Origin of the sequence: Corallococcus sp. CA041A (genome assembly GCF_003612075.1) — a bacterium.
Classification (GTDB): Bacteria; Myxococcota; Myxococcia; order Myxococcales; family Myxococcaceae; genus Corallococcus; species Corallococcus exiguus.
In genome coordinates this window covers 1-12,215 of sequence record NZ_RAWF01000288.1, presented here as the reverse complement: position 1 = coordinate 12,215, position 12,215 = coordinate 1, and the positions used below count along the sequence as shown (strand labels likewise).

The following is a 12,215-nucleotide window of genomic DNA, read 5'->3' as shown; positions in this document are numbered from 1 at the left end:
CGCCCCAACCGCTGGGAGGGCAAGGAGAAGCCGGACTGGCTCTCCCGCGCACTCGCCCGCGCGGGCGCCATGCCCCAGGACGAGGCCGACGCCGCCATCAAGGCGGGCCGTGTCACCGTCAACGGCCGCGTGGCGACCACGCCGCTGACGCCCGTGCCGCCCGACGCCGTCATCAAGGTGGACGGGCACCCGGTGCGCAAGGGAGCGCCCACGCACGTGCTGGCCTTCCACAAGCCCGCGGGGGTGCTGACCTCCACCGCGCGTCAGCACCGCACGGGCACGGTGTTCGAGCTGCTCCTGCCCCAACTGCCCCTGGAGCTGAACCGCTTCACCTGGCACGCCGTGGGCCGGCTGGACGTGGACACCACGGGCCTGCTGCTCTTCACCAACGACGACAAGCTGGTGGCCCACGCCACGTCCCCGGAGACGAACCTGCCCAAGCGCTACGTGGCCACGGTGTTCAGCACCGCGGACGACGCGAAGGTGGAGCCGCTGCGCCAGGGGATGATGCTGGATGACGGCCCCGCTCGCCCCGCAGTGGTGCGCGTGCGCGACGAGCACACGGTGGAGGTGATTCTCACCGAAGGCCGCCACCACCAGGTGAAGCGTATGCTGGGCGCCGTGGGGTTGCCCGCCCGCGCGCTTCACCGGGAGGCCGTGGGCGACATCACCCTGGACGATATCCCCGAGGGCGGCTTCCGCCTCCTCACTGACGAGGAGGTCCGCGAGAAGCTGAATTACTCGGGCCGGGACTGACTTCCCGGTGCCCTGGCCCCCCGGGGTGGGGTTAGGGTGCGGCCCATGGCGGACTTCGACCTGGTGGTCATCGGATCAGGCCCCGCGGGTGAATGGGGCGCGGTGCAGGCCTCTCTCGCGGGGAAGCGGGTGGCGGTGGTGGAGCGGGAGGCGGTGCTCGGCGGCACCGCGGCCAACACCGGCACCCTCCCCTCCAAGACGCTGCGCGAGACGGCGCTGCACCTGTCCGGCTTCAAGGCGCGCGGCCTCTACAGCGTGGACGCGACGCTGCGCCACGAGGCCACCGTCTCCGACTTCCTCTTCCGCGAGCGCCGCGTGAAGCAGATGGAGCGCGAGCGCATCCACAAGAATCTCCAGCGCCACGGCGTGACGCTGTTCCAGGGCGCCGGCTCCTTCGCGGACGCGCACACCGTCGCGGTGAAGCGCGACGGCGCGGAGGTCGCCCGGCTCACCGCCGGCACCGTCCTCATCGCCACCGGCTCCAGCCCGTACCGCCCGCCGCTGTACCCCTTCGGCGACCCGCGCGTGCACGACTCGGATGAAATCCTCGACATCACCACCCTGCCCCGCACGCTGGTGGTGGTGGGCGGCGGCGTCATCGGCTGCGAGTACGCGTGCATGTTCGCCGCGCTGGGCATCCCGGTGACGCTGGTGGAGGTGAAGAACGAGCTCCTGTCCTTCCTGGACGCCGAAGTGGGGCAGGTGCTGCGCGACTGCATGGAGACGCTGGGCGTGCGGCTGCGCCTGGGCCAGACGGTGGAGTCCGCGCACGTCCCGGAGTCCCACGAGGAGCCCATCCGCCTGAAGCTGTCCACCGGCGAGGTGCTGGAGGCGGATCAGGTGCTGGTCGCCTCCGGCCGCACCTCGAACACCGCGGGCCTGGGCATCGAGGCGCTGGGCGTGAAGCAGGGCAAGCGCGGCCAGATTGAAGTGGGGCTCGCGTACCAGACGGCCGTGCCGCACATCTACGCGGTGGGGGACGTCATCGGCTTCCCCGCGCTGGCCTCCACGTCCATGGAGCAGGCCCGCATCGCGGTGGAGCACGCGTTCGGCCCGGGCAAGCGCACGCTCACGCCCATCCTGCCCTACGGCATCTACACCATCCCGGAGGTGTCCATGGCCGGCGACACGGAGGAGTCCCTGCGCGCGCGCAGCGTCCCCTACGTGGTCGGCCGCGCCACCTTCGAAACCAACCCGCGCGGGCAGATCATCGGGGAGCGGCAGGGCCTCTTGAAGCTGCTCTTCCACCGCGACGACCTGAAGCTCCTGGGCGTGCACGTGCTGGGCGAGCAGGCCTCGGAGCTGGTGCACGTGGGGCTCACCGCGCTGCTCACCGGTTCCACCGCGCAGCTCTTCGTGGAGACCTGCTTCAACTACCCGACGCTGTCGGAGGCCTACAAGGCCGCCACCTACGACGCGTTGGACCAGGTGCGGGTGAGCAGCACCTGATCCGCCTCGGGCCCCCGGAGCCTCGGCGGCCCGCGCCTAGCGCGAGTCCTTGAGGCTTCCCACCGTGAAGCCCGCCTCGCGCTGGGCTACCCGGTTCACGCCGTCCGCGGACACCCGGGCCAGCGGGGGCGCGGCGGCGGGCGATGGGGCCTTCGAGGCAGAGGCCTTGGGGGCGGGCCCCTTGGACGCGCCGCTCTGCCCCTGGGCGCCCTGGAGCAGCTCCCGGATGCGCTCCCAGCGCACCTTCTCCTCCGACACCAGCCGCACCAGCTCCTCGCGGGCGGAGGCGTCCGGCAGGTCCGAGGCGGCCGCCGCCACCTTGTCCATGAAGGGCAGCAGGTATCCGAAGTCCCGTTCGAAATTGGGGGTCGCCATGGGGGCACCTTAGCCGTGGTAGACGCGCGACGCGACGATGCGCCCGCCCTTCACTTCCAGCACCTCCGCCACCGGCAGGGGGGCCTCGTTGGGCGCGTGGCGCAGGTACTCCATGAACACCCGGTCCCCGTCCGCCGTGAGGGCCGTCTCCTCGTAGCGCAGGCCCGGCAGCCGGGCGATGGCGTCCCTCCACCACTGCTCCAGGGCCGGCCGGCCCACCAGGCGCCCGCCCGTCTCCGGATGCAGGACGCGAATCTTGGGCGAGGTGTGTGTTGCATCCTCCGCGTACAGCGCCACCAGGGCGGTGACGTCGTGGGCGTTGAAGGCCTTGAGCCAGGCCCTGGCCAGTGAGAAGTTTTCGCTCGCGCTCATTGTTATGAGACCTCAGTCGGAACGGGGACGGCGGAAAGTAGGCGGATGTACGCCCCGCGTCATGCGGATTTGTCTGGTAACTGGGTCCTGTGGGAAGTAAGGGCCCCGCCTGCTCTGTTCCCTCAGGCAATTTTTTCAATAGAAGAAGGACCGGATCGTGGCCTCCAACGTACCCATCGAGAAGATTCGTAACATCGGTATCTCTGCCCACATCGACTCGGGCAAGACGACGCTCTCCGAGCGCATCCTGTTCTACACGGGCAAGATCCACGAGATCCACGAGGTCCGCGGCAAGGACGGCGTGGGCGCGATCATGGACTCGATGGACCTGGAGCGTGAGAAGGGCATCACCATCCAGTCCGCCGCCACGTACGCGATGTGGGGCGAATACAACATCAACCTGATCGACACCCCGGGACACGTGGACTTCACCATCGAGGTGGAGCGCGCGCTCCGCGTCCTCGACGGTGCCATCCTGGTGCTCTGCTCCGTGTCGGGCGTGCAGTCGCAGTCCATCACGGTGGACCGCCAGATGAAGCGCTACAAGGTTCCGCGCATCGCGTTCATCAACAAGATGGACCGCTCGGGCGCGAACTATGACCGCGTCGCCGCGCAGCTGAAGGAGAAGCTGGGCCACCACGCGGTGAAGCTCCAGTACCCCATCGGCGCGGAGGACCGCTTCCAGGGCCTCATCGACCTGCTCTCCATGAAGGCGTTCTACTTCGATGGTGAGAACGGCGAGAACGTGCGCGAGGAGGCCATCCCCGCGGACATGCTCGACGAGGCGAAGCTGCGCCGCGACGAGATGATCGAGGGCATCGCCAACGTCGACGACGAGCTGGGCGAGGCGTTCCTCATGGACCCGGGCGCCATCAACGAGGAGCAGCTCCGCGCCGCCGTGCGCCGGGCCACCATCGCGCTGAAGATGACGCCGGTGATGTGCGGCTCCGCGTACAAGAACAAGGGCGTGCAGCTGCTCCTGAACGCGGTGTGCAGCTACCTGCCCAACCCCAAGGAAGCGACCAACGAGGCCCTCGACCAGAAGAACAACGAGGCCAAGGTCATCCTGGAGTCGGACGCGAACAAGCCCTTCGTCGGCCTGGCGTTCAAGCTGGAAGACGGCCGCTACGGCCAGCTCACCTACATGCGCATCTACCAGGGCAAGGTGAGCAAGGGTGACTTCATCTTCAACCAGGTGAACCAGAAGAAGGTCAAGGTTCCCCGCATCGTCCGCATGCACGCGTCGGAAATGCACGACGTGAGCGAGGCCACGGCCGGCGACATCGTCGCGCTGTTCGGCATCGAGTGCGCCTCCGGCGACACGTTCACCGACGGCACCGTGAACTACACGATGACGTCCATGTTCGTGCCGGACGCGGTGATCTCCCTGGCGGTGACGCCGAAGAACCGCGACAAGCTGACCAACTTCTCCAAGGCGCTCAACCGCTTCCACAAGGAAGACCCTACCTTCCGCGTGCACCGTGACGAAGAGTCCGCGCAGACCATCATCAGCGGCATGGGCGAGCTGCACCTGGAGATCTACATCGAGCGCATGAAGCGCGAGTACGACTGCGAAGTGGTCGCCGGCAAGCCCCAGGTGGCGTACCGCGAGACCATCTCCCAGAAGGGCGAGTTCGCGTACACGCACAAGAAGCAGACCGGTGGTTCCGGTCAGTTCGCGCGCGTGTGCGGCTACGTGGAGCCCCTGCCCTCGGACGCCGTGCAGCAGTACGAGTTCGTGGACGACATCGTCGGTGGCTCCATCCCGCGCGAGTTCATCCCCGCGTGCGACAAGGGCTTCACCGAGGCCGTGAAGAAGGGCAGCCTCATCGGCTTCCCCGTGGTGGGCCTGCGCGTGGTCATCAACGACGGCGCGTTCCACGCGGTGGACTCGTCCGAAATGGCGTTCAAGACGGCCGCCATCATGGGCTTCCGCGAGGGCTACGCCGCCGCCAAGCCGATCATCCTCGAGCCGATCATGAAGGTCGAAGTCACGGCTCCGGAAGACTTCCAGGGTTCCGTCGTCGGCCAGCTGAACCAGCGCCGCGGCACCATCCTGGAGACGGGCACCGCCGAGGGCTACGTCACGGCCGTGGCGGAAGTGCCGCTGAACACGATGTTCGGCTACTCCACCGACCTGCGCTCCGCGACCCAGGGCAAGGGCGAGTTCACGATGGAGTTCGCCCGGTACTCGCCGGTCCCCCGCAACGAGGCGGAGGCCCTGATGGCGCAGTACAAGGAGAAGCAGGCCGCGGAGCAGGCTGCCCGCAAGTAGTCCGGGTGCCCACGCCGCACTGGCTGTAGGAAGGGCGCTCCCCGCTTCAAGTGGGGGGCGCCCTTTCGCTTTCTACCGTCCCCCTTTTCGAAAGGTTCCTTTCCGTGACGCTGCTTCGCGCCGCCAACGTCCAGCTCGCCTTCGGCAGCCGCACCGTCTTCGAGGGCCTCACCTTCACCATCGAGGAGGGCGAGCGCGTGGGCCTCGTGGGCGTCAACGGCTCCGGCAAGTCGTCCCTGATGAAGATATTGGCCGGCGCGGCGAAGCCGGACCTGGGCGAGCTGCAGCTGCGCCGGGGCGCACGCGTCACCTACCTGCCCCAGGAGCCGGAGTTCCCCGAAGGCGCCACCGTGCAGAGCGAGCTGGCCGTGTCCCAGGCGCCGCTGAAGGAGGCGCTGGACGCGCACGCGGAGCTGTCCCGGAAGCTGGAGACGGACCCCGCGCACGCCACCCAGAAGATGCTGGAGCAGCTGTCCGCGCTGAGCGACCGGATTGAACAGGCGGGCGGCTGGGACACGGAGCACCACGCGAAGACGCTGCTGGACCGCCTGGGCGTGAAGGACTGGGACCGGCCCGTGGCGCAGCTGTCCGGAGGCCTGAAGAAGCGCGTGGCCATTGCCCGGGCGCTGCTCACGCGCCCGGACCTGCTGCTCTTGGACGAGCCCACCAACCACCTGGACGCGGACACCGTGGACTGGCTGGAGGACGAGCTGGACAAGCTGCCCGGGGCGCTCCTGCTCGTCACGCACGACCGCTACTTCCTCGACGACCTGGTGGACCGCATCGTCGAAATCCAGCCCGGCGGCGGCCTCATCTCCTACCCCGGCAACTACGCGGCCTACGTGGAGCAGAAGCTCGTGGCCCAGGAGAACGCGGAGACGGCGGAGCACAAGCGCGGACGCTGGATTGCCCAGGAGGTGGCATGGCTGCGCAAGGGCCCGGAGGCGCGGCGCACCAAGAGCAAGGCCCGCATCGAACGGGCGCAGAAGCTGCTGGCGGAGAAGGGCTTCCAGCGCCCCAAGGTGGCGGACTTGAAGGTGGTGGCGGCGCCGCGGCTGGGCCACACCGTCATCGAGGCGGAAGGGCTGAAGAAGTCCTTCGGCGAGCGCAAGGTGCTGGACGGCGTGGACTTCCGCCTCCAGCGCGGCGAGCGCGTGGGCTTCCTGGGGCCCAACGGCGTGGGCAAGACGACCTTCCTGCGCGTGATGCTGGGGGAGATTCCCGCGGACAGCGGCAAGCTCGTCATCGGGAAGAACACCAAGGTCGCCTACTACGATCAGCAGCGCGCCCAGTTGGATCCGGAGCAGACGGTGTACGACGCGGCCTCCAACGGCGAGGACCACGTGGAGCTGGCGGACCGGAAGGTGGCCCTGCGCGACTACCTGGAGGACCTGCTCTTCCCGGTGCCCATGCAGCGCATGAAGGTGGGCGCGCTGTCCGGCGGCGAGCGCAACCGCCTGCTGCTGGCGCGGCTGTTCCTGGAAGGCGCCAACGTGCTGGTGCTGGACGAGCCCACCAACGACCTGGACATCGTCACCCTCAACATCCTGGAGCGCCTGCTCCTGGACTTCGCCGGCAGCACCCTGCTGGTGACGCACGACCGGTACTTCCTCGACAAGGTGGCCACCGCCATCCTCTCCTTCGACGGCGAGGGCAAGGTCACCCGCTACGAGGGCAACTACGACATGTACAAGCGGCTGCGCGAGCAGTCGCGGGCCGCCGCGCTCAAGGCCGCCGCGCTGAAGAAGGACGAGCCGAAGAAGGACGAACCCCGCGAGGAGCCCGCCCAGAAGCCCGCCCAGAAGAAGCTCGGGAAGCTCTCCTACAAGGATCAGCGCGAGCTGGACGGCATGGAGGCCACCATCGAGGCCGCGGAGAAGCGCAAGGCGGAGCTGGAGGCGAAGCTGGCCGACCCCGCCGTCTACAGCCAGGGCTCCAAGGTGGCGGAAGTGAATCAGGCCCTGGAAGCCACCACCGCCGAGGTGGATCGGCTCTATACGCGTTGGCAGGAATTGCAGGACCTGGCGGCTGGAACTGCCTGACGCGGCGATATTTGAGCGGGGCAAACATCAATTGATGGCACCCGTGCATGATTTTCGGGCGAGGGGACTCTGGCTAGAGTCCGCGTCCCTCCGCCTCGGGAGTCGTCACGTGTTCCGTCCGGCCTCGGTCCTCGCCGCTGCCCTTCTGTCCGTCCCCTTTTCCGCCCACGCCCTGGAAAGCGGTCCCAAGAGTCCGCTGCCCATGTTTGACCTGCAACGGTTGCGCCTGGACCCGGCGGCCCTGGGCTCGCTGGTGGTGGGGACGGGACGGACGCTGGAGGCAGGGCAACTGCGTGTGGCGTTGAACTACCACTACGAGCAGCTGCCCCTGCACTTCCAGACGCGCTGGGAGCCCGGCGAGGGCACGGGCCTGGTGGAGAACAAGATGACCGCCCACCTGACGGTGGGCTTCGGCGTGCTGTCGTGGCTGGAGGTGGGCGGTGAGCTGCCCCTCGTCCTGACGCAGGGGGGAAAGCCCACGTTGGAGTACTACGGGCCGAACTCCGGGGGCATCGCCACGCCGTGGCTGACGGCCCGGGCCGCGGTGCTCCGCCAGACGAAGGGCGCCCCCATCAACCTCTCGGTGGGGTTCACCGCGGGACTGCCGGTGGGCAGCCGTGCGGCGCAGGCGCACGAGGACTACGCGTGGCAGCCGCGTCTGCAGTTGGGCTACGTGGGCGAGGGCTTCCAGGTGGGCGGCGAGGCCGGCATCTTCCTGCGCAAGCGCCAGGACCTGGGTCCCGTGTCCTACGACCCGAAAGACATCGCTGGCAATGAGCTGCGATTGGGCGCCACGGTGACGTCGCTCCACGGCGAGCTGACGCGCGGCGAGGTGAGCGTGCTCACGGGCATCCCGCTGAACGGAGGCCGGGTGGGGGCGGAGCTGCTCATCGCCATCCGCCGCCATGCCCTGTCCAGCCTGGACCTGTATGTGATGGGCGGCCCGGGCGTGGGCGCGGGGTTCGACACGCCCACCTTCCGCTTCGTCGCGGGCGTGTCCTGGGCCACCAGCAAGGTGGACTGAGCAGGCCCCCTACTTCGGCATGAAGCCGAAGGCCTTCACCATCGCGATGGCGATGCCCAACAGGCTTTCGCCCGCGATGAAGCCGGAGCTGACGGGCAGCACCGCGTCCTCCGCGAGCTTCGGCTTCGTGCGCCGGAGGAACGCCGCCAGCGCCGCGCCCACGAAGAGGCTGATGGAGCTGGAGCCGGGGATGACGATGGCCAGCCCCAGGCCGGACGCGCTGGGGAGGAAGGCCTTCACCTTCGGGTGGGCCCAGCGCTCCAGCAGCACCAGCGTGATGCCCAGCAGCGCGCCGCACAGGGCGCCCACGCGCGCGGTGGGGTGCAGCGCGGACACGCCCGAGGCGAGCATCTTCGACACGCCAGCCCACACCATGGACGCGGGCGCGGGGAACTGCTCCGTGCCCAGCACGTCCGCGGTGGGCACCAGCAGCTTGAAGATGGGCACCACCACCATGGCGCCCGCGGCCACGCCGAACAGCTGCGCGAAGAACTGCTGACGCGGCGAAGCCCCCAACAGCCACCCGGACTTCAGGTCCGTGAGCAGGTCCGCCGAGTGCAGCCCCACGCCGCCCGTGGCGTTGGCGCTCATCACGTTGGCGGGGATGTTGCCCGGCGCCAGGCCTCCGAAGATGAGCTGGGTGACGGGGCCCAGCGCCTTGGTAGGCGTGGTGTCCGTCTCGCCCGTCACGCGCGACGCGATGACGCCCATCACCACCGCCAGGGGGAGCGCGAGCACGCCGGCCCACCAGGGAATCTGGAACAGGTAGGCCATGAGGAAGACGGCCACCGGGCCCAGGAGCCCGAAGCCCAGGGGGAACCACGCCGGGGGGCACTCGATGTCCGCCAGCGGATCCTCGCGAGCGCCATCCTTGGGCTTCATCCCCACCAGCCCGCCCAGCGCGGAGAACGAGCGCACCACGCTCTTCCACTGGAACGCGAACGAGAGCAGGCCGGACGACACCAGCACCGCGGAGCCCGTCCACAGCGACCAGCTGTTGATGGCCTTGTACGTCACCTCCGGGATGACGCCCTGGGCGACCATGGCCGGCGCGAGGAAGCCGTAGTTGAGGATGGCGCCCAGCAACATGGACCAGCCGGTGCGGAAGTTCACCAGCGCGCCCGCGCCGATGAGCAGCAGGCTGAAGTCGAACGACAGGGACCACTTGCCCGCCTCGCGTCCGAGGATGCTGAACGGCAGGCTCACCTTCTCCGGCAGGTTCTTCAGCCAGGTGAAGCGCGCGTCGCGCACCAGCACCAGCAGCGCGCCCACCAGCCCCGCCAGGCCCAGCAGGCGCGACTTGCGGCGGGCCACCTCGCCGTGGCCGTGCAGCGCGCGGATGGTCTCCGCGGTGGCCGTGCCCGTGGGGAACGGGAGCGCTTCGATGTTGATGAGCTGGCGCTTGATGGGGATGGCGGCGAAGACGCCCAGCGCGGAGATGACGGCGAACCACACCATCAGCCAGCCGGACGACGGCAGCGTGCCGGTGAGCATCAGCAGCGCGGGCACCGCCGCCATGTTGCCGCCGCCCGTCATGTAGCCCGCGGCGGACGCCACGGAGCCCATGGCGTTGTTCTCCAGGTCGGTGAACTCGTTGCGCAGCAGCTTCAGCGAGCGCAGCGTGCCGAACACCGCGAAGGCCAGGATGCACGCGGTGATGGTGACGCCCAGGCTCCAGCCCGTCTTGAGGATGACGTAGAGGTTGGACAGACACATCACCGCGCCAATGAGCATCCCGGCGATGACGGCGCGCACGGTGAGCTGCCGCGCGCCGCCCTGGTAGACGTGCTCCCGCCAGTACAGCTCCGGATCCATGGCCGCGGAGGCGCCGGGCCGTTCGGGGACGGCGCCGGGGTCGGGCGCGGGGACGCGGAGCTGGCTGGGGTTCGGGACGGGAGGAACCATGGGGGGCGCAAGATAGTGCACGCCCCCCGAGGTCACGAAACGCTCCGTGCCCGGAGGCAGGGAAAAGCGCTACCCGTGCGCGCCGCCCGGCCCGTGGACGTGGCCGTGCGCCAGCTCTTCCTGCGTCGCGTCACGCACTTCGCGCACGGTGACGTCGAAGTGGAGCGTCTTGCCGGCGAGCGGGTGGTTCAGGTCCACCACGACGTGGTCCGGGTTCACGGCGATGATGCGCAGGGGGACGTCGCCGTCCTCCGTCTGGGCCATCAGCGTGCCGCCCACCTGGGGCAGGTAGGTGCTGGGCAGCATGGTGCGAGCGACGTTGCGCACGCCCTCCGGCTTGTGGATGCCGTAGCCCTGCTCCGGGGTCACCACCACCTGCTTGCTGTCCCCCACTCCCAGGCCTTCCAGCGCGCCCTCCAGTCCGGGGACGATCTGCTTGTGCCCGTGCAGATAGGCGAGCGGCTGGTTCGGGGCGCTCTGGTCGATGATCTGCCCGTCTCCCATGTGGAGGCGGTAATCGAGGGCGACGACGCGACCGTTGGCGACTTTCATGCGGCTGAAGCTCCTTGGATTCGAAAGACGGCGGAGGGGACTTCGGTCAAAGGTGGAAACGGGGTGACGCCACGTCAGGCGGTGGGGGACTGCGCCGCCTCCTCGCCGACCGGGCGGTCGGAGGGCTCGCCGCGCGACACGTACACTGCGGCCGCCAGGTCTCCGGTGACGTTGAGCACGGTGCGGCACATGTCCAGGAAGCGGTCCACGCCGAGGATGAGGCCCAGGCCCTCCACGGGGATGTGGAACATGCCCAGAATCATGGCGATGACGGGGATGGAGCCCGCCGGCACGCCCGCGGTGCCAATGCCCGCCAGCACGCAGATGAACATGATGGTCGCCTGCTGCGTGAGGTCCAGCGGAACGCCATACACCTGCGCGAGGAAGAGGACGGTGACGCCCTCGAAGAGCGCGGTGCCGTTCTGGTTCATCGCGGAGCCGGCGGTCAGCACGAAGCGCGACACGTTGCGCGGCAGCTTCAGGTTCTCCTCCGCCACCTTGAGGGCGGTGGGCAGCGTGGCGCTGGAGGAGGACGTGGAGAACGCGGTGACGATGGCCAGCCGGCAGGAGCGGAAGAACTCCACCGGGTTGCGGCCGCCCAAGAAGCGCACGGACAGCGAGTACACGACGAACATGTGGATGCTCAACGCCAGCAGCACCACGCCCACGTACGACGCCAGCTGTCCCAGGATGTGGAAGCCCAGGCGCGCCGTCATGGAGAACAGCAGCGCGCCCACGCCCACGGGCGCCAGCTGGAGCACTCCGTCGATGAGCTTCATCATCACGTCATAGAGGCCCTGGATGACGTCCTTGAGCCGCTGCGCGGGCTCGCCCGGGGTGAGCGCCAGGCCCAGGCCGAAGATGAGCGAGAAGACGATGAGGCCAATCATGTCCCCGTCCGCCGCGGCCTTCAGCGGGTTGGTGGGCACCATGGACATGAAGAGCGCGCCCATGGACGTGTCGCCGGGGGGCGGCGCGGCTTTGATGGTCGTGCCCGTGCGGGCCAGGGCGCGGGCCTCGTCGCTCAGGCCGTCTCCGGGCCTCAGCGTGTTGACGAGCAACAGGCCGATGAGCACGGAGATGACGGAGAAGACGACGGTGTAGCCCAGCGTGCGGGCCCCCAGGCGGCCCACCTGCTTCAGGTCCAGCTCCGCCACGCCCACGACGAGCGCGGAGAACAGGAGCGGGACGACGAGCATCAGGAGCAGGCGGATGAAGATCTGCCCCAGGGGGTTGGTGACGTGCTCGACGAGCCAGATGAGCCAGTCCGCGCTCCCGAACACGGCGTTGCAGACGAGCCCGGCCACCGCGCCGGCGGAAATGCCGAGGAGCATCTTCTGATGGGGCTTCATGAGGGGGCGAAGCCTACCGGTGAAAGGGAGTGGCGCCCACCTCGCGTTCAGGGGAAAGCTTCCGCCCCATCGTGGAATCCCTCGTCCAGCTCACCGAGCCCGCCCTGCCCCCG

At 69.0% G+C, this 12,215-nt stretch carries 10 protein-coding genes; 5 read left to right on the top strand and 5 right to left on the bottom strand.

Annotation, left to right across the window (positions count from 1 at the left end; translation table 11 throughout):
- Positions 1 to 756 (top strand): pseudouridine synthase (locus tag D7V77_RS35190; RefSeq protein WP_147452260.1); only part of this gene is annotated, 756 nt, incomplete at its 5' end.
- A 45-nt stretch (positions 757 to 801) separates the two neighbouring features.
- Positions 802 to 2,205, top strand: coding sequence for a Si-specific NAD(P)(+) transhydrogenase (sthA, locus tag D7V77_RS35185; protein WP_120580646.1), 1,404 nt, complete (start codon positions 802 to 804; stop codon positions 2,203 to 2,205).
- 36 nt (positions 2,206 to 2,241) lie between these two features.
- On the opposite strand, the gene D7V77_RS35180 is transcribed toward sthA, so the two are convergent.
- Positions 2,242 to 2,580: a hypothetical protein gene (locus tag D7V77_RS35180; protein WP_120580645.1), complete on the bottom strand. Its 339-nt coding sequence runs from the start codon at positions 2,578 to 2,580 to the stop codon at positions 2,242 to 2,244.
- Between the two features lie 9 nt (positions 2,581 to 2,589).
- Positions 2,590 to 2,952 carry a nuclear transport factor 2 family protein gene (locus D7V77_RS35175; protein ID WP_120580644.1) on the bottom strand — a complete coding sequence of 121 codons (363 nt, stop codon included), beginning with the start codon at positions 2,950 to 2,952 and terminating at the stop codon, positions 2,590 to 2,592.
- A gap of 157 nt (positions 2,953 to 3,109) precedes the next feature.
- Here D7V77_RS35175 and fusA point away from each other — a divergent pair, with 157 nt between their 5' ends.
- From fusA to D7V77_RS35160, 3 genes are all read left to right on the top strand, one after another.
- Positions 3,110 to 5,227 carry an elongation factor G gene (gene fusA / locus D7V77_RS35170; RefSeq protein ID WP_120563441.1) on the top strand — a complete coding sequence of 706 codons (2,118 nt, stop codon included), beginning with the start codon at positions 3,110 to 3,112 and terminating at the stop codon, positions 5,225 to 5,227.
- Between the two features lie 104 nt (positions 5,228 to 5,331).
- A complete protein-coding gene (locus D7V77_RS35165; protein WP_120580643.1) occupies positions 5,332 to 7,269 on the top strand; it encodes an ABC-F family ATP-binding cassette domain-containing protein in 1,938 nt (645 codons plus the stop codon).
- 202 nt (positions 7,270 to 7,471) lie between these two features.
- Positions 7,472 to 8,293, top strand: a complete 822-nt coding sequence (locus tag D7V77_RS35160; RefSeq protein ID WP_233597427.1) for a flagellar motor protein MotB — start codon at positions 7,472 to 7,474, stop codon at positions 8,291 to 8,293.
- Positions 8,294 to 8,302: 9 nt separating this feature from the next.
- On the opposite strand, the gene D7V77_RS35155 is transcribed toward D7V77_RS35160, so the two are convergent.
- From D7V77_RS35155 to D7V77_RS35145, 3 genes are all read right to left on the bottom strand, one after another.
- On the bottom strand, positions 8,303 to 10,198 hold the full coding sequence (locus tag D7V77_RS35155) for an OPT family oligopeptide transporter (RefSeq protein ID WP_120580641.1): 1,896 nt from the start codon (positions 10,196 to 10,198) through the stop codon (positions 8,303 to 8,305).
- Between the two features lie 69 nt (positions 10,199 to 10,267).
- A complete protein-coding gene (locus D7V77_RS35150) occupies positions 10,268 to 10,750 on the bottom strand; it encodes a peptidylprolyl isomerase (protein ID WP_120580640.1) in 483 nt (160 codons plus the stop codon).
- A 74-nt stretch (positions 10,751 to 10,824) separates the two neighbouring features.
- Positions 10,825 to 12,102: a dicarboxylate/amino acid:cation symporter gene (locus D7V77_RS35145; protein WP_120580639.1), complete on the bottom strand. Its 1,278-nt coding sequence runs from the start codon at positions 12,100 to 12,102 to the stop codon at positions 10,825 to 10,827.
- Between the last annotated feature and the right edge of the window lie 113 nt (positions 12,103 to 12,215).